At 64.9% G+C, this 21,526-nt stretch carries 14 protein-coding genes; 13 read left to right on the forward strand and 1 reads right to left on the reverse strand.

What is annotated here, in order from left to right; genetic code table 11:
* From K3172_RS03155 to K3172_RS03185, 7 genes are all read left to right on the forward strand, one after another.
* Complete coding sequence (locus K3172_RS03155) at positions 1-1,608, forward strand: carboxyl transferase domain-containing protein (protein ID WP_221587008.1); 1,608 nt, start codon at positions 1-3, stop codon at positions 1,606-1,608.
* Positions 1,609-1,677: 69 nt separating this feature from the next.
* Positions 1,678-2,304, forward strand: coding sequence for a lysophospholipid acyltransferase family protein (locus K3172_RS03160; protein WP_221587009.1), 627 nt, complete (start codon positions 1,678-1,680; stop codon positions 2,302-2,304).
* Positions 2,301-3,101, forward strand: a complete 801-nt coding sequence (locus K3172_RS03165; protein WP_221587010.1) for a DUF1295 domain-containing protein — start codon at positions 2,301-2,303, stop codon at positions 3,099-3,101. Before K3172_RS03160 ends, K3172_RS03165 begins: the two co-directional genes overlap by 4 nt.
* A 76-nt stretch (positions 3,102-3,177) precedes the next feature.
* Positions 3,178-3,804, forward strand: a complete 627-nt coding sequence (locus K3172_RS03170) for a hypothetical protein (RefSeq protein ID WP_345725583.1) — start codon at positions 3,178-3,180, stop codon at positions 3,802-3,804.
* Positions 3,801-5,087, forward strand: coding sequence for a WcaI family glycosyltransferase (locus K3172_RS03175; RefSeq protein WP_345725584.1), 1,287 nt, complete (start codon positions 3,801-3,803; stop codon positions 5,085-5,087). Before K3172_RS03170 ends, K3172_RS03175 begins: the two co-directional genes overlap by 4 nt.
* Positions 5,088-5,123: 36 nt before the next feature.
* Positions 5,124-5,558: a hypothetical protein gene (locus K3172_RS03180; protein ID WP_221587011.1), complete on the forward strand. Its 435-nt coding sequence runs from the start codon at positions 5,124-5,126 to the stop codon at positions 5,556-5,558.
* On the forward strand, positions 5,555-7,507 hold the full coding sequence (locus K3172_RS03185; protein ID WP_221587012.1) for a hypothetical protein: 1,953 nt from the start codon (positions 5,555-5,557) through the stop codon (positions 7,505-7,507). Before K3172_RS03180 ends, K3172_RS03185 begins: the two co-directional genes overlap by 4 nt.
* On the opposite strand, the gene K3172_RS03190 is transcribed toward K3172_RS03185, so the two are convergent.
* Positions 7,504-8,571, reverse strand: coding sequence for an AI-2E family transporter (locus K3172_RS03190; RefSeq protein WP_221587013.1), 1,068 nt, complete (start codon positions 8,569-8,571; stop codon positions 7,504-7,506). The genes K3172_RS03185 and K3172_RS03190 overlap by 4 nt on opposite strands.
* A gap of 551 nt (positions 8,572-9,122) precedes the next feature.
* Between K3172_RS03190 and K3172_RS15720 the strand changes: the two genes are divergently transcribed.
* From K3172_RS15720 to K3172_RS03220, 6 genes are all read left to right on the forward strand, one after another.
* Entirely contained in the window at positions 9,123-9,455 is a 333-nt protein-coding gene (locus K3172_RS15720; protein WP_221587014.1) for a Calx-beta domain-containing protein, read from the forward strand.
* A 72-nt stretch (positions 9,456-9,527) separates the two neighbouring features.
* The gene (locus K3172_RS03200) at positions 9,528-11,411 is read left to right on the forward strand and encodes a hypothetical protein (RefSeq protein ID WP_221587015.1); all 1,884 of its coding nucleotides are present in this window, start codon (positions 9,528-9,530) and stop codon (positions 11,409-11,411) included.
* 41 nt (positions 11,412-11,452) lie between these two features.
* The gene (locus K3172_RS03205; RefSeq protein ID WP_221587016.1) at positions 11,453-14,086 is read left to right on the forward strand and encodes an RHS repeat-associated core domain-containing protein; all 2,634 of its coding nucleotides are present in this window, start codon (positions 11,453-11,455) and stop codon (positions 14,084-14,086) included.
* A gap of 475 nt (positions 14,087-14,561) precedes the next feature.
* Positions 14,562-14,834 carry an RHS repeat domain-containing protein gene (locus K3172_RS03210; RefSeq protein ID WP_247717913.1) on the forward strand — a complete coding sequence of 91 codons (273 nt, stop codon included), beginning with the start codon at positions 14,562-14,564 and terminating at the stop codon, positions 14,832-14,834.
* Between the two features lie 86 nt (positions 14,835-14,920).
* Entirely contained in the window at positions 14,921-21,055 is a 6,135-nt protein-coding gene (locus tag K3172_RS03215) for an RHS repeat-associated core domain-containing protein (protein ID WP_221587017.1), read from the forward strand.
* Positions 21,049-21,504 (forward strand): hypothetical protein, encoded by a 456-nt coding sequence (locus K3172_RS03220; protein WP_221587018.1) that lies wholly within the window; start codon positions 21,049-21,051, stop codon positions 21,502-21,504. Before K3172_RS03215 ends, K3172_RS03220 begins: the two co-directional genes overlap by 7 nt.
* Positions 21,505-21,526: the final 22 nt, after the last annotated feature.

Raw genomic sequence — 21,526 nt, forward strand, 5'->3', positions numbered from 1 at the left:
GTGAGTGCACCAGTCCTGACCAGCAAGCTCGACCGCGAAGGCACCGAGGCGAAAGTGCGGTTCGCGCATAACCAGGGTCTTGCGCACGACCTGCGCGCCAAGGTGGCCGAGGCGGCGCTCGGCGGGCCGGAGAAGCATCGCGAACGGCATGTCAGCCGTGGCAAGCTGCTCCCGCGCGAGCGGGTGGAACGGCTGCTCGATCCGGGCTCGCCGTTCCTCGAAGTAGGGCAGCTCGCCGCCAATGGCATGTACGAAGGCGATGTTTCGGGTGCCTCGATGATCTGCGGCGTCGGGCGCGTGTCGGGTCGGCAGGTGATGATCGTCGCCAACGATGCCACCGTGAAGGGCGGCACCTATTACCCGATGACGGTGAAGAAGCACCTCCGCGCGCAGGAAATCGCGCAGGAGAACCGCCTTCCCTGCATCTACCTCGTCGACAGCGGCGGGGCGAATCTGCCGCACCAGGCCGAGGTCTTCCCCGACCGCGACCATTTCGGGCGCATCTTCTTTAACCAGGCGAATATGTCGGCGCTGGGCATCCCGCAGATCGCCTGCGTCATGGGCAGTTGCACGGCGGGCGGCGCCTATGTGCCCGCCATGTCGGACGAGACAGTGATCGTGCGCAACCAAGGCACGATCTTCCTTGCCGGACCGCCGCTGGTGAAGGCTGCTACAGGCGAGGAAATCAGCGCCGAGGACCTCGGCGGGGGCGACCTGCACGCGCGGAAGTCGGGCGTGGTCGACCACCTCGCCGAGAACGACGAGCACGCGCTCACCATCGTGCGCGATATCGTCAGCCACCTGGGCGCGAACCATGCAGCGGCAAAGGACGTGGCGCTCAAGGACCCGCGCCCGCCGAAGTTCGACGCCGAGGACCTCTACGCCCTGATTCCCGACGATGTCCGCGCCCCCTATGACGTGCACGAGGTCATCGCCCGGATCGTCGACGGCAGCGAGTTTCACGAATTCAAGCAGCATTACGGCAGCACGCTGGTCTGCGGTTTCGCCCATATCTGGGGCATGCCGGTGGCCATCCTCGCCAACAATGGCGTGCTGTTTTCCGAGAGCGCGCAGAAGGGCGCACACTTCATCGAGCTCGCCTGCCAGCGGCGCATTCCGCTCCTGTTCCTCCAGAACATCTCCGGCTTCATGGTCGGCGGGAAGTACGAGGCGGAAGGCATCGCCAAGCACGGCGCAAAGCTGGTTACCGCCGTCGCCACCGCCACCGTGCCCAAGGTCACCGTCGTTATCGGCGGCAGCTTCGGGGCGGGCAATTACGGCATGTGCGGCAGGGCCTACTCGCCGCGCTTCCTGTTCACCTGGCCGAATGCGCGCATTTCGGTGATGGGCGGCGAGCAGGCTGCATCGGTCCTCGCCACCGTCCACCGCGACGCCGATAGCTGGACGCCCGAGCAGACCGAGGAATTCAAGGCCCCGATCCGCCAGAAGTACGAGGATGAGGGCAATCCTTATTACGCCACCGCCCGCCTGTGGGACGACGGCGTGATCGACCCTGTCCAGACCCGCGACGTGCTCGGCCTCGCCTTTGCCGCCACGCTCGAAGCGCCCATTCCAGACAAGCCGCAGTTCGGCGTTTTCCGGATGTAGGCCGGGCAATGCGTGCATCCCCCTCGCATTCCGCTGCGTAGCTGCTAGGTCCGTCGCAGGGGAGAAACAATGCCACCTACTTCGCGTCGCAAGCGATCCATCCTGTCGCGCATCGTCCGACGGATCATCTGGGTGATCTACCGCCTGCAAGGGTGGAAGATCGAAAGCAGCCTGCCGGACATCCCGAAATTCGTAATTGCCGGTGCGCCGCACACGTCGAACTGGGACTTCGTGTTCTTCACCGGTGCGACCGCGGAAGAGGGCGTCGAGCCCAGCTTCATGGGCAAGCACACGTTGTTTCAGGGCGTGATGCGGAATTTCATGTTCGACATGGGCGGCGTGCCGATCGACCGCACACGGCGGGCGAACTACGTCGAGCAGGTGGCCGACGCCTTCGCCGCCGCAGACCGGCTTGCGCTCGTCATCGCGGCAGAGGGCACGCGCAAGTCGGACGGCGAGTGGAAATCGGGCTTCTGGCACATCGCCCGCGCGGCCAATGTGCCCATCGTGCTGGCCTGGGTCAGCTGGAAGACCCGTCGCCTCGGTTTCAGCGAACCGATCACGCCCAGCGACGACTATGCGGCCGATCTGGCAAGGATCGCCGAATGGTTCCGGTCGAAACGTCCGGACTATGCCCGCTACAAGGTGCTCGAAGCGCAGGCGCAACGCTTGCTTGCGGAAGGGGGAGAAGCATGATCGTCGAGGCACTTATCGCGAATGCGGCGATCCTTCTGGGGGTGACGCTGATCCTGTGGGTCGTCGCCGTGCAGGTGGACGACGTCTCCTTCATCGACAGCTTCTGGGGCGGCGGCATGGCGCTCATGGCGTTGACCAGCTGGCTGCAGCTCGATGCGCCCGGGCCGCTTGCCACGCTGCTGATGGCGATGGCGGTAATCTGGGGGCTGCGGCTGTGCATCTACCTGTTCATCCGCTGGCGGCGCGAGGGCGAGGACAAGCGTTACGAACGCATGCTCAGGAAGGATCGCGAGAAGGGCCGCTTCGCTTTTGCCGCGCTGACCAAGATCTTCCTCGGCCAGGCGCTGCTGCTGTTCATGGTCTCGAGCCCGGCGCAATACGGCATCCTCGAAGCCGCCTCGATCGAGCCGATCAGCGGGCTGGCGCTGGTCGGGCTCGCGCTATGGGCGGTGGGCATCCTTTTCGAATGGGTCGGCGATTGGCAGCTTGCCCGGTTCAAGGCCGATCCGGCGAACAAGGGCCAGGTCATGGACAAGGGCCTGTGGCGCTACACCCGCCATCCCAATTACTTCGGTGATGCCTGCGTGTGGTGGGGCATCTGGATCGCTGCGGCCTCGGCCGGCTGGTGGGTGCCGGCCTTCACCGTGATCGGCCCGCTGTTCCTCACTTTCACGCTGACCCGCTGGTCGGGTGCACCGCTGCTCGAAGGCGGGATGAAGAAATCGCGCCCGGGTTACGAGGAGTACAAGCGCCGTACGTCGGGTTTCTTCCCGCTCCCGCCGCGCAAGCAGGGGTAAAAAAGCCGCGCTTTGGGTTTCAACCTCCCGCCCGAGCGTCTAAATGGGGCCTGGGCCGAGACGGGAGCGCCGTGCCGTGAGCGAAGAGACCACCGACGAGCTGCGCACACGCTTTGCGCGCGAAGCCATGGCGTTGATGGAGCGTCGCGGCGAAGAGGTGAATCGCGCCAAGCTGGCCCACGAACTCGGCATTGCCCGCGCCCGGGTGGACAGCGTGTTCCCCGAAGAGGCCGACCTGCTCGAGGCGGTGACGGGCGAGTGGTTTGCGCCCAAGCTGGCTGTCATGGACGAGGTCATGCAGACCGACCTGCCGCCACGCCGCAAGATGTACGAATTCTTCGCTCGCCGCTTCCTGCTGCTGCGCGACAATTTCAAGAGCGATCCGGCGACTTTCAACCTCTATGTCGAGATGGGCGAGCGCTACTTCGCCTATGCGCAGAGCTATATCGACCTGGCCGACCATTACCTGTGCGAGCTGATCGTGCAGGCGCAGGCAGAGGGCCATTTCGAAGGGCTGGAGATCGACACCGCGCTGTCGCTCATCAACCAGTCGGTCCTCTGCTACATCCAGCCCTATCTGATCGCGATGATCGATGAACGGCTGACCGAGGCGAAGCTCGCGCATCTGATCGACGCGCTGTTCGACGGGCTGTCGGCCAAGGATCGCGGCGCGCGCGGCACGGCAGGCCTGCGCGCAGCGTGAGGCGCGCGCAGCCGCGGCGGATACTTTTCATCGGGCTGAACTACAGGCCCGAACCGATCGGTATCGGGCCCTATTCGGCAGGTCTGCTGGAGGCGCTGGTCGAGCGCGGGCACGAAGTCCGCGCGGTTGTGGGCCAGCCCTATTATCCCGAATGGCAGCTTTACGAACGCTTCAAGGGCAGCTGGAAGACGAACGTGGAGCGCGGCGTCCAGATCACGCGCTGCCCGCATTACGTACCGGCCAACCCCACCGGCTCGCGCCGCCTTGCGCACCACCTGAGTTTTGCGAGCAGTGCCTATCCGCCGGCGCGCGCGGTCCGGCGGGAATTCGACCCCGAACTGGTGCTGACGGTGGCGCCGTCCATGGTCGCCGTGCCCGTGGCGGCGCGCATGGCGCGGCGAGCGGGGATACCGCTCTGGCTCCACATCCAGGATTTCGAGGTCGGTGCGGCATTCGCGACCGGGCTTATCGGCGAAGGCGGGGCCGCGGCGTCGGCCGCGCTTCGCTTCGAACAGCGCATGCTGCGCGCAGCCGACGTCGTTTCGACGATCAGCGAACCCATGTGCAGGCTGGCCGCTGCCAAGGGCGTCCCGCGCGAACGGATCGTGGAGATCCGCAACTGGGCGAACCACGCGCACCGCGTGGCGCTGGCTTCGGGGGATGCACTGCGCCGCGAATGGGGGCTCGAGGGCAAGACCGTGGTGCTTTATTCGGGCAATATCGCGAACAAGCAGGGCCTCGAGATCATGATCGAAGCGGCGAGGGCGCTGGGAGACCGCGAGGATCTGGCATTCGTGGTGTCCGGCGAGGGGCCGAACCGGGCGCGCCTCGAGCGCCTGGCGGGCGGCCTCGCCAACATCCAGTTCCGCGACCTGCAGCCGCCCGAGAAAGTCGGCGACCTGTTGGCGCTGGCCGACATCCACCTGCTTCCGCAGCTGCCGGGCGCGGCCGATCTCGTCCTGCCCTCCAAGCTTGGCAATATGCTAGCCTCGGGGAGGCCGATCATCGCGACGGCGGCGGCGGGCACGGGCATCGGCCGCGAACTTGAAGGCTGCGGCGTAGTCGTGCCCCCGCAGGATCCGCAGGCTTTTGCCTGGAGCATCGAGCAGCTATCCCGCCAGCCCCGGCTGCGCGCGCGGCTCGGGCGGGCTGGCCGCCAGCGTGCCGCGCTTGCGTGGTCGAAAGACGCGATCGTCGATGCCTTCGAAGACCGGATGGAGGCCCTGCTCGGCACAGCCGCAGAGCCTGAGATTCCATTTTCCTACACGGCATCGTCTGATTAACCGATCTGGCTCCTTTCCGATTCGGGAGCCAACCAAATGATTTCTCAATCCGTGCCTATCGAAGCGCCGGGCGGCTTTGCTCCGGTCATGGCGCTCGGCCGTGACAACGGCCAGGGGCAGCTGACCCTTGTGTCGTCCGACGCACCCCTGCCGACCATCGTGCTAGCACCCGACACGCCCACGGCCTTCACGGGAGAGGCGAGCGCCGCGCAGGTCGTCGGACCATTCACGCCCGCGCCGCTGGTGCCGGTCTACCTGACCCTGGCTGGTGACTGGACCGGTTCGGTCCGCGTCCTGCGCTCGGTAGACGGCGGAACGACAAGACATCCGCTCACGCTCGGCGGAAGCGGCTGGGCCTGTTTCTCCGCCAATGCCTGCGAACCGGTCTGGGTCGAAAGCGAAACGGGGGCACAGCTTTACCTCGACCTCGTGCCGGCCTCCGGCACCGTAATCTACCGGATCGCCCAATGAGCGCGCTGGCCGTGCCCGCACTGGGTCTCGCCAATCGTTCGGCTCAGGCCCTGCCGGGCCTCTTCGCCGATCTCGCACATCGCTCCCCCGCAGTCGACATCACCCGGATCGAGAGCGCCGGGCATCATGCCTCGGGCGCGGGCGCAGGGACCTACATCGCCGACGCCCTGGCCGATGACGCGCTGGCGAGCGCACACCCCCGGTTTGTCGTCCGTACCGCCAACGGCCGGCTGTTCAGGCTCCTGCCCGAGGCGGGCTCGATCGCGGTCGAGCAGGGCGGTGCGCTTGGCAATGGCACCGCCGACGACCAGCCCGCGATCCAGGCCACGATCGCCTATGCCGAAGCCATCGGCGCACGCGAGGTGCGGTTCGAAAGCGAGATCTACCGGCTTCACTGCCCGGAGCGCTTTTCCCCGGCCGATCAGACCCGCGCTCTCGACGGGCACGCGCTGGTGGTGCGCGGCTCGCTGGCGCTGCGCGGTGTCGCGCCCGGCCGAACCGTGCTCGATTTCCGCGGCCTCGACGGGGCCGATCCCGACACCGCCTGGCAGACCGTTGCCAAGTCGGCGAGCGATCCCACGCCGGCGGTCTGGCGCGGCGGCGGCTTGTTCGTCGAAGGCGACTGGCCGCGCCCCGACCCCGCCCCGCGCGCCATTGCGCGGCTGGAAATCGACCGGCTCGTCTTCCAGGGCAATCGCAGCCGCACCGGCCAATCGAGCTACCCTGCCGACGTCACGACCGGCGATGGCTGGGACATTACCGACCGCGGCTTCTGGCTGCAGGACGTCTTCGTCGGCGATGTGATCTGCCGCGACACCGACTTCATCGGCTGGCGCGGCGAACTGTTCTATGCCGTCGGCGCAGACGACGCGATCGAGCGCATCACCATGACCCGCTGCCGCCTGCTCACCGGCAATGGCAACGGCTTCAACCTCGGCTGCGACCCGATGGTGATGGCCGAGGATTGCGAGTTCGGCGATTGCACGCTGGCGCAGGAAGACACGGGCAAGACGCATGGCCATTTCCGCAACTGCCTGTGGCGCGATTGCGACTATGTCTGGCTGGGTGGCGGCTCGACCAATGGCCGCCTCTATACGTACAAGTATCCGACGCGCGACGACACCGTACCGGTGCCGGCAACTGTGCTCGACAATTGCCGGTTCGAGGACTGCGGGATCGTGTGGGTCAACAGCTGGGTGTCGGGGCGCATCCGCACGGTCGATACCGCGGTCGGGATCAACAGCATCCACGGCTTCGCCCTGCGCGATATCGATCTCGAGATCGACGCCTGGCTCGACCGGCGCGACAATTACTTCGCCGTGGCGCTGCGCGGTCCCGCGACGCTGACCGATCCGGTCGAGGGGGCGCCGGCGGGCGTATACCAGCAGCCGCCCAAGCAAATTCGGCTGAAGGTTCGCCACTTCCGCTCCGCGCTCGCACAGGACCAGGGCCGCGAATGGATCGGTGTAACATGGAGCGGCTATCTCGACCGCTCCTGCCGCATCGTGGTCGAGGGCGAATTTGCCAATGCGCGATCGCCCAATGGCGGGGACAATCCGGTCTCCTTCCCATACGTCCGCTTCGACGGGGGTAATGCCTCGACCGCCTACACGGCGCAGGGCCTGTATCGCCCGGCGAATCTGACCGCATCGGGCAGCTTTGCCCCCGCCGGGCCGGCGCTTGCGCTCGGGGTCGCCAGCGCCATCGCGGTCGCAGTCACCCTGCGAGCGAGCCCGGCGGGCGGGGCCGCATACGGCTACGCCGACGGCCAGCCCCTGCGGATCGTCAAGAACACGGCGACTGGCTCGATCGCCTTCACCAAGGGCGCAGCGGCGAGCATGGCGATGGTCGCCACGCGCACCCTCGCGGCGGCACACGACTGGATCGAGTTCCGCTACAACCGCGCGCTGTCGCGGTGGGAGGAAAGCGGCTTCGGCGGCTACAGCTAGGCAGCTGCGGGCGCGCCCTCGCGCTGTTCGCGCAGGATCGTCCATCCGGCCAGGAACAGGCCGGCGACCAGCGGCCCGACCACGATCCCCGACAGGCCCATCAGCGCGATGCCGCCGAGCGTCGTCACGAGGATGAGCCAGTCGGGGATTCCGGTGTCTCGGCCAACCAGTATCGGGCGCAGGACATTGTCGGCCATACCGATCAGCGCCACGCCGGACACGATCACGACCACCCCCTGCCAGATGGCGCCGGTCGCCAGCAGATAGATTGCGGCGGGCACCCAGACGATGGCAGGCCCGATCGCCGGCAGCAGCGAGGCGATCGCCATGATCACGCCGAGCAGCAGCACCGAGGGGATGCCCACGATCCAGAAAGTGATCGCGCCGAGCGCCCCCTGCACGAGGCCGACCACGACCGAACCCTTGATCGTCGCTCGAACGATACCGAGGAAGCGGGTGGATAGCCGATCGGCGATGGCGCGCTCGAAGGGCAGCGAACTCAGCACCGCCTCCCCGATCTGACGGCCGTCACGCAGCAGGAAATAGCTGACGTAGAGCCCGATCCCGAAGGCGAGCACGAAACCGAAGACGCTGCCGCCGATGGCGATGGCCTGTTGCGCGATCAGGCCGAGGCTGTCCTGCAGGAATCCCTGCGCCCGCAGCTGCAGGTCGCCCAGATCACCCCACCCCTGGGCATCGAGCGAGGCGCGGACGTTGGCCGGGAGAGCGCCGAAGACCTGCTCGAACCAGTCCGAGACATTGATCCGTCCCTCCTGGAACGCGATCACCAGCCCGGCCGCCTCGTTCACCACGGCACTGCCGATGAGGAAAGCAGGCAGGATGACGGCAATGGTGATGACCAGCAGCGTGCCGAGCGCGGCCTGATTGGCGCGGCCCGGCAGGCGGGCGAGAAACCAGCGGAACAGCGGCTGGAACATGATCGCGGCCAGCGACGCCCATAGCAGCGGCTGGAGGAACGGCATCACGACGACGAGCAGAGCGACCGTGACGAGCAGGAGGAAAAGCAGGAATCCCCCGCGTTCGAGACCTGGTTGCACAGTCATGATCGACAATCATCCCGTAAATTGCGCTCCCGAACTCGGCAGCACCTGGGCGATTTGTAGTCGACAGACCGCTGGCATTGCCAAGCAACACCGCCTTTCAAGGTCCTTTATCCACAGCCAATGATCATCAATGTAAAAAAAGCATCTTGCATTCGAAAAATCCGGCTCTAGCCAGAGCGAATATTCAGGGGACACGGGGTCGCATGATAAAAACGAAGTTGTTGGGCTCTACGGCCCTAGCATTGGCGTGTGCCGGTGTCTGGTCTGCCAGTGCATTTGCCAGCGAAAGGCGCAGTTTTACTTACGACTCTCTCGGACGCCTTGTCGCTGTTCAGTCGAGTAAGGGGGAGGCGCGCTCGATTTGCTACGATGCTGCAGGGAACCGCACGGAATACCGGGCCGACGCGGCGGGCGTGCTGAGCGACTGCAGCGGAGGCGGTTCCACACCCACTCCAACACCCACGCCCACTCCGACGCCCACGCCCACTCCGACACCGACGCCCACTCCCACACCGACGCCGGCTCCTGCGATTTCGGTCGGCGATGCGTCCGTGTTCGAAGGCGGTACGCTCAACTTCACCGTGCGTCTCAGCGCGGCCCATTCGTCCAGCATCTCGGTGTCCTATGCGACGGCCTATGGCAGCGCGGGTTCGACCGATTTCACCGCGGTGTCCGGCACGGTCACCATTCCGGCCGGCGCGACGGCCGCGACCGTTTCGGTCGCTAGCAGGCAGGACGCGCAGATCGAGGCCGACGAGACATTCACGCTCAATCTCTCGTCACCGACTGCGGGAGCGACCATTGCGGACGGTCAGGGGATCGGGACCATCTTCAACGACGACGAAGATATCGGCGAGCCGACCTGCGGCAAGTACGTCTGCTGATAGCGATTTTCCGGGCCTCTCCGAGCCCGCCACCCACCCAGTTTTGCATCTTTCCATCCGACGAGGCTCGCAATGCGTCGTAAGACTTCTCTCTCCGTGTCCCTGATCGCCCTGGCGCTCGGCGCCCTTGCGCCAGCCGAGGCGTCGGCCGACGAATACAAGACCTACGCCAGCCATTTCGGCATCCCAGAATTCGACCGGATCGACGAGAATGGCGTCGATCTGACCACCGGCACCTGGCGTGTCCGCACGCCCGTAGTCACGATCGGTGCGGGAGAAGACGCGATGATGCGTGGTCTCGAGTGGACCGGCCAGGCGTGGTCGCAGCTCGGCCTGCCGGCCCTGTGGCGCGACGACGAGAAATATACCGTCGTTTTCAACGGTCGTGGCCATGAATTCGAACTCAAGAGTAGCGGATTCAAGAAGCTCGCGCCGGACGATGGATCGACTTTCGAATGCGAAGGCTATGGCGGCTATTCGATCGCCTGGTGCACCTTCCGCGGTCGCGACGGCGACATCGTGATCTTCCAGGGCTTCAGCCCCTACAACACCTGGTTCGGTCCGGATTACGGGTTCTCGGCGCTCCAGTTCGGCAACTCGGGCATCCAGTACGTCCTCGTGAGCGAGGGCCGACGCGGGGCGAAGGAGCCGTGGAGAAGCACGCAAGACGGCACGTGGTATGGCGGCAACGAGTCGTTCGGCTACAACAACTATTACGGTACGCCGACTTTCGACACCAAGTACAACACGGTCGAAAAGAAGATGGACGCCGGCTCTGCCTACATGTCCGTAACCACGCCGAACAACAATGCCGACGACGAGCACTACCAGCGCCCGAAGGACACGACACAGACCGTCAAGGACCAGTTCGGCAACAGCTGGAGCTACCAGGTCAACAACGACCGCGAACTGATCAAGGTCACGCAGCCGGGCGGCGCGGCGTCGGTATCGGCGACGTACTACGACAATCACAAGGTCAAGACGATCACGACGCCGGCCGGTACCTGGAATTACAGCTACACGACGCCGGGGGATTACGGGACCACCACCGTCACCAATCCGCAGGGCGAGACGACCTATGTGAAATATCATCGCAAGCGCGGCTACGTCACGGAATCGCGCGATGCGCTGGACCGGATGACCTATTACACCTGGAACGGGACGACGCGGCGGCTCGACAGGGTTACCTATCCGGACAATAGCTACGACAGCTTCACCTACGATGCCCGCGGCAATGTTCTGGTTCGCACCCATGCAGGCCCTGGCGGCGTCGATCCGGTGACCTGGCAGGCGCAATACGCGGCGAGCTGTACCTCCGCCAACCGCGCCAACTGCAACCAGCCGAACTACATCATCGATCCGCGGGGCAACCGGACCGATTTCACCTACACCGGCAACAGCCCCGGCCCGACCACCGTCGTCCAGCCTGCGCCGGCCGCCGGACAGCCGCGGCCCACGACGATCAACGAATACGGCACCGAGGGCGAATTGCTGACCGTCCGTCAGTGCATGACCCTCGCCACCTGCGCGGGGACGGCCGACGAGATCGTGACGCAGATGAAATACTACAAGCAGGGCCATTACGGCGGGCTGATCGAAGGGACCAGCACCAGCGATATGGCGAACACGTTCAGTGGCGGCGCGATGCTGATGTACGAGAAAGCGGTAACGGCCGACGGCCAGACCCTGCGGTCCTGCATGCAATACAGCTATCAGGGCTGGCTCGTCAGCGAGACACCGCCGGCTGCGGGCGTGGCCGCTTGTCCGCAGGGATATGCGGTCGTCTTTTCGCGCACCGGCAATGCGCCCGAAGCCGGGCCGGGACGTTCCGCGCCCGTTTTCGCGACGGATCCGAACACCACGAGTCCCGATCCCGATCCGGGTCCCATCAATCCATGCGAACCCTTTGCGGAGGACCTGAAGGGCACGACCAAACTCGCGCCGCTTTGCCCGTGACCCGTGTGTTCAAACTGCGTCCTACTGGAGGTCGTACGTCGATGAAATCTCTCTACCGTTCCGCCAGCCTCCTCGCCCTCGCCGTGTCCAGCGGTGTGGCGACCCCGGCCCTTGCCCAGTTGTCCGATCACTCCACGGGGATCCGCTACGACGGTGCCGGGCGTGTGGTCGGCGAAATCGGCGCCGATCCCGACGGTTCGGGCGTGCAGAAGCGCCCCGCAACGCGCAAGGCCTACGATATCAATGGCCTCCTGATCCGCGAAGAAACGGGCACGCTCGGCGCCTGGTCGACGGTGAGCCCTTCGAGTTGGACCGACTTCACCATCCTCAGTCGCAAGCATTATTACTACGACACGCTCGGCCAGCTGGTGAAGACCGAGACGCGGGACCAGGACAACACGGTCATCGCGGTGACGCAGCAGAATTACGACCGGATGGGCCGTGAAGGCTGCGCCGCGATCCGCATGAACCCGGCGAACTTCGCAGCGCTTCCCGCCGATGCCTGCCGGCAATCCGGACAGGGCGAGTTCGGGCCGGACCGGATCAGCTACAACAGCTACGACAAGGGCGGGCAACTGCGCCAGGTCTGGCAAGGTGTCGGCACGGACGACAAGGTGCGCTACGTCGCCTATGACTACGACAGCATGGGCCGCAAGACCTATGTCCTCGACGCGAACAACAACCGCGCCCAGCTCGGCTACGACTGGCACGGCCGGCAGACGTACTGGTACTTCCCGTCCAAGACGCAGCCGGGGGCGGTCAATTATCAGGACTTCGAGGCCTATCAGTACGACAAGGCCGGCAACCGCACGCGGCTGACGAAGCGAGACGGTTCGGTCATCAATTTCACTCACGACAATCTCGGTCGGGTCACGTTCAAGGACGTCCCCGCGCGGGCAGACCTTGCCGCGAAATACCGCCGCGATGTCCATTACGGCTACGACAATCGCGGGCTGCAGACCTACGCGCGCTACGACAGCCCGACGGGCGAGGGCGTGACCAATGCCTATGACGGTTTCGGGCGGCTCACGTCGACCACGCTGGTCATGGACGGGCAGTCGCGCACGTTGACCCATGATTACGATCCGAACGGGAATCGCACCCGCCTGACACATCCGGACAACCAGTATTTCACCTTCGGCTACGATGCGCTCAACCGCATGACGAACGCCACGCAGAACGGTGGCTGGCTGCTGGGCGTGTCTTACGACGAACGCGGCATGCCCAGCCGCCTGGACCGCGGCGCGACCGTCCTCGCGACCGACTGGTCGCGCGACCGGGCGGGGCGTCTTTCGTCCATCGTGCATGCGCCGGGCAACGCCGTGGCACGCGTCGACTACGACTATGCCTACAATCCGGCCCAGCAGCTAAGCAGCATCGAGCGCGACAACGACGCCTACCGCTACGTCGCTTCGAGGCCGAACGAAATTTTGGCGTATGAGGTCAACGGACTCAATCAGTACACATTGGTGGGGACCAACACATATTCTTATGACAACAACGGCAACCTGACCTCAGATGGCGGGTGGTCTTACAAGTACGACATTGAAAACCGATTGGTCGAGGCACAAGGCGAAGGCAAGGCTATCACTCTGCGCTACGACCCGCTTGGTCGCCTCTACGAAACCGTCGGTTCGGATAGTGGCGTGGTTCGATTCCTCTATGATGGGGATGCGCTGGTCGGCGAATACAATTCTGCTGGCGCCCTGCAGCGGCGCTATCTGCACGGAAATGCTGCAGGCTTTGACGATCCCTTGGTTTGGTTTGAGGGCGCGGGATTTGCCCTCTCAAGCCGTCGACATCTCGTGCAAGATCACCAGAGATCGATCGTCGGTGTGCTCGACGGTACGGGCAACCCTGTAGCCTATAATCGATTTGATGAGTGGGGGGCACCACAGGCAGGTGCTTCGGGTCGTTTCCTTTACACCGGCCAGGCATGGCTGCCCGAACTGGCGATGTATCACTACAAGGCCCGCATTTACGCGCCCCGCCTCGCTCGATTCCTGCAAACCGACCCCATCGGCTATCAGGATCATATCAACCTTTATGCATATGTCGGGAATGACCCGACTAACACAGTCGATCCAAACGGCACGTGCGGGCGCGATGGCCGCCACATAGCAGGCTGCACGGTGTTCGCGGATGACCCGGGACAAATCCCTGCCAGCATGCAAGAAATCGATCCCACGAGCATGAGGGAAGTCAACGGGCATGCGATTTGGGGTGATGGTTCCGATCGAGGCGCAGACTTCACCAAGGTGTCTCTGGCGGACCTGGGCCACAGCCTGGCGAGCCTCTCCAGGCAAGATGGCCAGCTCAAGGATGCTATTGCCAAGATGCTTGAAACAGGAGAGGCCGTGCCAATCAATCTTACCGGCGTCCGTGCCGGAGGCGGATTCGAGGGCCGAACCGGCTTGGCGCAGCAAACAGCGATCGGGCGCTTCTCAGTAAGTGTCTCGGGCTACATCCGTCCTAACGGAAACGGTCAATGGTTCCTGGATGGACGAGTAAGAGGTGAAGTCGACAGGCAGGATTATCCGGATGACTCGCGCAGAACCGGTATCGGCCCGGCGGGCAACACCCTTGGCCAGCGCCTGCAGGGTTACGCCGGCGGCAACGACTACAATATCTACTTTTACGGAAGTCAGAGAATTCTAATGGCGCTGTGGCCTTGACGAGAAATAAGTTAGCCTTCGCGACTTTCGTCCTGCTTTCCTTCTGCCTTGTGGGGACTGTCCTCTATGCCTTGCGCATACGGGACGCTTCCTGCTCTGACTACACTCAGCTTGATGCTGTAAATTACGTGAAGCGGAATGTGGATGATTTCGCGCTAAATGGTAGTCGCCCGATGGTCTGCGCCGATCAAGGATCGGGCGATGTCTATGCCAGCGCCAACCCATATGTAGTCCAGCTTTGCTCGCCGGACGGAGATCAAGTGGTCGCTTACGCCGAGGTGTATCCAGACTGCGGACTGGAATGGCGGCTTGGCGATAAATAAGTCTAAAGTTCTGATATAATCCCCACGATGCGTGAGGTCATTTACGCAACAGGCGTAAAATAGCCTTGCGTATTCGTGATACGAACATATAAATCCCATCTCATTGGAGAAGGACAGGAATCGGGTCTTCTCTGATATTAGGGGAGGGGCGCATGAAGACTGCACTAGTCACGTCTGTATTGTTCGGGTTTGGCCTTTTAATGGCCGCGCCCGCGCAGGCGGGGGAAATTACCTATCGTTACGACGAACTCGGCCGGCTGGTCGAGGTGCGGTATCCGAACGGATCGGTCATGGCCTATTCCTACGACGCCAACGGCAACCGCTCGCTGGTTTCGGTGACGGGGGCGCCCGCGCCGGCGGCGCCAGCCAACGCTCCTTCCGCGGCGCAGGCCCCATCGGCCTCGGCCCAGCAAACCGCCGGGTAGAACCCGCACTCAAGGCGCCCGGCGGGCGCCTTTTTCATGTCCAGACAGATGAACGACGCGCGCGTGCGCGAACAGGGGTAGTCCGTATGAAATCGAGGTCTTTTGCTTCCGCCCTTCTCCTCACTTCGGCGATGGTGGCGGTCCCCGCGCTGGCGCAGACCGCACCCGCGCAGGTCGCGGGCACGGCCCCGCAGGCGATCGACGAGGGCCAGCCGGGCAACGGCTTCACCGCGCGGGAGATGCCGGCGGTGCCGCTCGACGAGTATGTTGCGACGATGGCGGCCAAGCAGGCCTCGCCGCTTGCCGCGCAGGCGATCGTCGCGCCCGATGCGAAGCCCGGCAAGCCCGGTGCGAAGGCGGACAAGCTGCAGGCGACGGCGGCCGGAAGCACGGCCAGTGCCTCGACCGTGTCCACGCCGACCGCGAACGCTCCGGCCGAAATCGCCGAGCTCGCCCGCTCGCTGAAGAACGATCCCGACCTCATCTTCGAATTCGTCCGCGACAACATCGAACTCTACCCGATCTATGGCATCCACAAGGGCGGGCGCGGGGCGCTGCTCGACGGGCGCGGATCGAATTTCGACCAGGCCGACCTGCTGGTGAAGGCGCTGCGCGCTGCCGGGTACCAGGCGGACTATGTCCTCGGCGTGATCGAGCTCGATGCCGCCGAGTTCGAAAACTACTACGGCATGCCGACTGCCAGCGCCTGCCGGGTCCAGCGCTTCCTCAACAACGGGCAGATCCCCGCCGATATTTTCCTCGTGCAGGCCGCGCCGACCTGCGAGGAGCAGGTCTCTGGCGTGCGCCTGATGCACATGTGGGCGCGTGTCCAGACGCCCGAGGGTACGTTCGATTTCGACCCCTCGATCAAGGATCACGTCGAGATCCCGGGTATCGATCTGGCCGCGGCCGCCGGTTACGACCGGGCGCAGCTGCTCCAGGCGGGCGCCGAGAATGCGACGGTCACGGCGGACAGCATCGAGGGCCTCGATCGCGCCGCCGTGCGCGCGAAGCTGGACGAGCTCTCCATGAACCTCGTCGAGCATATCCGCACCACTGCCCCGGCCGCCGGGCTCGACGAGATCGTCGGTGGACGGCGGATCGTCGCCAAGGATCCGTGCTTCAAGGGGCAGGACCCCAACTGCCCGGCGCGCACCACGCGCCTGCCCTACCAGAACACCGGCTATTCGGAGACGATCTTCACCGGCGACATCCCGACGAATTACCGCGTCCTGTTGCGCCTGACCTTCGCCGGGATCGCGCCGGTGATCGTGGCCGATTCGGTCTATGGCAAGCGCCTCACCATAACGCCCAATGCCCAGCTCCAGCCGGAACTGCGCGCCGATGGCCTGTTGCTCGCCACCGGCAATCCGATCCCGGCCGGGACCGAAACCAACTTTCGGATGGAAGTCTTCCACCAGGCCTACGGCGTCGCGTTTGCGAACGAGGGGGTCAACAACACGATGAAGTCGGGCGAGACCCACACGGTCATGCTGGGCCTCGGCGGCACCTCCCCGCGCATGCAGGGCCTGTTTCTCGACCAGCTGGCCGCGGCGCGCGCGGCCGACCTGCCGGCCGATTCCGAACCCGCGCTCGGTGCCTCGCTCGCAGCAATGGGGGCGGATTATCTCGCGCAGATTTCGCAGACCATCAGCCTGACCGAGGCGATCTCCAACACCCATGTCCACCGGCACCACTTCATCGGCCTCGTCAGCGAACGGCAGGCACCCTATTTCGATCTCGACCTGTTCCGCGTGACCTATGTCCAGAAGGACGGCGACGTGGACCGCGAGAGGGGCCAGTTCCTGACGCTCGGCATTGCCGGCAGCGCCTTTGAATCGGGCGTGCTGGAGCAGACCGTGCCGGCGCAGGGCATGTCCACGGTCAGCCTGATCGACAAGGCGGTCGGCGAAGGGCAGCGCATCTTCCGCGCCAGCACATCGAATTACGGCACCATCGAACCGCAGCTGGTCAATTGCGACGCCAAGAAGTCCTCGTTCAGCAATTTCGTCAATGCCGGGCTTTATGTGCTCACCCCGCAGAACTGCTCGTTGACCGAGGATGAGTGGACGGGCGTGGGCTACCTCGCGGCCTATGCCAACAACGACAACGCGCGTGTGGCCGCGCTGATCGACGGGGGCTATTCGGGCGGCTATCCCTCCCTCACTCTCGATGCGCTCGGCTGGGGCGCGGACGCCATCGAGCGATCCCGCGACCGCAACCAGCGCGACCAGAAGGACCGCGGCGATCCGGTCGAGATGACCACCGGCGCCTTCCTCTACACCCACCGCGATCTGCGCGTGGGGACCGGGGGCTTCCCCTACGAGCTCGAATTCTCGCGCTCCTACAGCTCGCGCTCGGCCGGACGCGACGGCGCGCTCGGGCGCGGTTGGTCGCACAATCTGGAAATGGGCGCGACGCCGACGACGCTCGCGCTGCAGGGGCTCGGCGCGGATTCGCCGATCGATGCCGCGACGAGCATCGTCCACGTCCTCACCGCGATCGACATGCTGTCCGATCCGGTGCTCGACGTCACCACGCTGGCGACGCAGGCGGTCGCGGCGAACTGGTTCGCCGACCGGCTGCAGGACAATGCGGTGATCGTGCGCGGCGAAGGCCCGCTGGAGGTGTTCACCCGCCTGCCCGACGGCAGCTTCAACCCCTCGCCGGCCAGCGCCGCCTCGCTCGAGGAGCTGCCGCAGGGCGGCTTCGTGATGACCGGCCTCAACAAGGAGACGATGGTCTTCGGGGCGGACGGCAAGGCGCTCGAGTGGTCGGATCCGAGCGGCATGACGATGACCTATGCCTATGCGGGCGACAAGCTTACCCGCGTGTCGAACAGCCTCGGCCGTGCGCTGACCCTGAGCTATCTCGGCGATCGCCTCGACCGCGTGGCCGACGAAACCGGCCGCGCGGTGTCTTTCGCCTATGATGTGGACGGCAATCTCGTCGGGGCGACCGACGCGATGGGCGAGACCACCATTTTCACCTACGACCGGCCGGGCCGGATGCAATCCTTCTTCGCCCCGGCGACGCCCGGCGTCGCCCAGGTCACCAACACCTACGACAGCCTTGGACGGGTCGCCTCGCAGATCGATGCCGACGGCTACGAGTGGACCTATCTGATCGCCGGCACGCGGTCGGAGCTGGTCTCTCCACTGGGTCGCGGGCTGATCGACTATTACGATGCCGAGGGGCAGACCGTGGCGACCTTCGAGAACGTCGAAATCGGGACCGCCAAGGCCGCCTGGGACGTCAAGCGCACCTTCTACACGCACGACGGCAGGGGCCGGGTCGCGCGGGTCGAAAGCAATTTCTCGCCCACGCTCGTCTACAGCTACGACGATGCAACCTGCGCCGGTGGCGGATGCACGCACCAGATCCGCGAGGAGCGCCAGATCGCAACCCGCCGCGGCGCTGCACCCGCACTGCTGCCCGACCGGGTTCGCAGCTTCACCTACGAGCCGACCTTCAACAAGGTCGCCAGCGCCACCAATGTCTATGGCGGGGTCACGAATTTCGCCTACGACCAGGCGACGGGCGACCTGCTCTCCATCACCGGGCCGGCACCGGCGGGCGGCGTCGCCCCGCGGGCGGACTTCACTCATGGCACTTTCACCGCGGCAGGCGGGACCGGCAGCTTCACGCTCCCGACCGGCATGGTCGAGCGGATCGATGCCACGCGCTCGCGCAGCACGCAGTTCGGATATGATGCGGCGAACAAGTTCGTCCGCAGCGGGTCGAGCACGACGGCGAACGGCGTGACCGTCGCCGACAGTTTCGAATACGACGCGGTGGGCAATCTGGTGGCGATCGACGGGCCGCGGCAGAACGTCGCCGACCGGAGCGAATTCGCCTGGGATGCCGAGCGCCGCCTGCTCGGCGCGACCGATGCGCTCGGCCGCCAGACGGTCTGGACGCGCGATGCCGAAGGGCAGGTCACCGCGGTCGCATCGCAGCGCGCCGGCGGCTGGGAAGTAACCTGCCGGACAATCCTCGCCTCGGGCAAGGTCGCGCAGGAAACCGGCCCGGCCTTCTCGAGCGATGCGGCGGCCTGCCCGGCAGCGGGCGACACGGTTGCGCTGGTGACGGCGGGCTATGACGCCGAAGGCAACCTCGCCACCCGCACCCTCGCGCGCGCCGATGCCGACGGGCCGGACATGACCACCCGCTGGAGTTACACCCCCAATGGCGAAGTGGTTGCCGAACGCAATGCCGTCGGGACCGCGCTCGAACAGGTGACGATCGGGAGTTCGGAAACCTTCGGTTCGTTCCCCGGAACCAGTCCGCTCGATCCGACGGACTACAAATCCTATTACATGCCGCTCGACACGGCTGGCGGCGGCGGCTCGCGCTCGCGGGTGTTCGATGGACACGGAGACATGAAGTCCTTCGTCGTCGAATGGTGCGTCCAGCCCATCGCGGGCGGCGGCTGTTCGCTGTGGAGCACCCAGTCGGACCGCTACCAGTACGATGCCGCCGGCCAGCCGACCTCCGTCACGCGCCGCGACGGCGATGTCATTTCGCTGAGCTACGACACGCTCGGGCGGCCGCTCGAATTTGTCACCACCGAACAGCCCGGCAGGGCGGGCTTCGCCTATGACGCGCTCGGCCGCCTTACGGCAGCCAATCCGCTGACCGGCAAGGGCAACCCCGTCAGCTTCACCTATGACGAGCTCGGGCGCGTGCTGAGCGAGACGAGTGCGGTGGGCACCGTCACCTTCGCTTACGATGCCGCGGGCAACCGCACGCGCATCACCTGGCCGGACGGCTTCTTCGCTACCTACGCCTATGACGCGCTCAACCGCGTGACCGAAATCCGCGGGCGTGGCACCGATCTGATCGCCGCCTATGCCTATGACGAATTGTCGCGCCGGACCGCGATCGCCTATGGCAACGGCACGTCGACCAGCTTTGCCTATGACGACCAGTCACGCCTGCAAAGCCTCGCGATCGACCTTGCGGGCACGGCGAATGACGTCAGCTGGACTTACGGTTATGACCAGCGCGGGGCGCTGACCACGCAGACGTCGAGCAACGGGGCCTACGACTGGGCCGGCCAGGTCAATGTCGAGCGCGCCTATGCGGTCGACGGCACCGACGTCTACCTGAGCTCGGGCGCGAACGCCTTCACCTATGACGACGGCGGCAACCTCGTCGCCGACGGCACCTGGACCTTCGGCTACAGCTCGCAGGACCAGCTGACCAAGGCGGCCGTCACACGCGGTCCGCAGGCGAATTACCAGTACGATACGCTGGGCAGGCTCCACGCGCGCTTCCCGAAATCGGCCAAGCTGACGGTGAAATACCTCTATGCCGGGGCCCAGCGCGTCGGCGAGTACGACGTCAATGGCGCGATGATCCGGCGCTACATCCCGGGCGCGCTGCTCGACGAGGTAGTTGCGGCAGACGAAGGTGCAGGCGGCGCGCTGCGTAGCTATCTCTACACCGACCGGCTGGGTTCGACCGTGGCCGTGGCCGATGCGGCCGGCGCGATGACCGCCCGCTACACCTACGGTCCTTTCGGCGAGCCTGACACGACCGGCGGCATGCCGATCCGCTACACCGGCCGCCCGCTCGATCCCGATACCGGCCTCTATTACTACCGCGCGCGGTGGTATTCCCCCAACCTCGGCCGCTTCCTGACCCCCGACCCGATCGACGTCGGCGATGGCCTGCAGCTCTACACCTATGTGGAGAACGACGCGGTCAATTTCGTCGACCCGACGGGGTTGAGCAAGGAGGGGCGATGCGGTCGCGCTCCGGGCGATGTGGTGAAGGAATTTGCGTGGGGTGCTGCGGACTCTGTCCTATTCGGATTCGGAGACGAGGTGAGGGAGTTCGTCGGGGCAGATCCAGTTGATACGGAATCGCTGGGCTATCAGGTCGGAAACGGCGTTGGTACTGTTGCCGTTATCGCCACAGGCGTCGGCGGCGGTATCAAGGCAGCAGGCACTGCCGGGAAGGGGATCGAGTTTTCCCACGCCATTCCCAAGCGAATGGGAGGACCTCGTACTATCTGGAATGGCAATTACGTTCCCGCGAGGACACATATTCTCTCCGACCCTCATCGCTATCGATTTACTCCCCGAAATTGGAAGCCAGACAATCCGATGTGGCCTCGTCCGAGGCAGCTTTATGAGCGGACACCGAATACCATAAAAGGCACCGCTGCGGGCGCTGCAGTTGGCGCTGCCGGGTACGGGACCTCCGGGTGCTGACTGTTTCGCTTGATCGATTTGTGGCTTGGTTTCGGGGTGGTTACCGCCACCCCGCCAAGCTCGAGCGCCATATTATTGAGGCCGTCGCGTCCAGTACTGAAAGACAGCTCGGAGAGCGCCTGCTTGAACACGTGCGGCGGGCCAATCTGATACAGCGGCTGGATCGAGGACGCGAAGTAAATTTCTACACGATCGAGAACGGGAAAGTACGGCACCACGACGACTTGCGATTGAGCGAGGGAGATGGAGAGGCCCTCTTCGCCACCGTGACATTCGTTGGATCGAACGGCGTGAAGAACCGCTGCAAGCTATGGACGGTCGATGGCCGCTTCTTCTCGCTCGAATTCGATGTACCGACTGAGAAGATGCGGGGTGACGCTCCGACCGACGTTAGTGTTACCTGCGCTCAATTGCTTCCGCATAGCTGTGAAAGCGATCTGAGTTCGTGAAGCCCGAAGGGACCTGTCCATT

The sequence above is a fragment of the Qipengyuania proteolytica genome, assembly GCF_019711565.1.
Taxonomy (GTDB): domain Bacteria; phylum Pseudomonadota; class Alphaproteobacteria; order Sphingomonadales; family Sphingomonadaceae; genus Qipengyuania; species Qipengyuania proteolytica.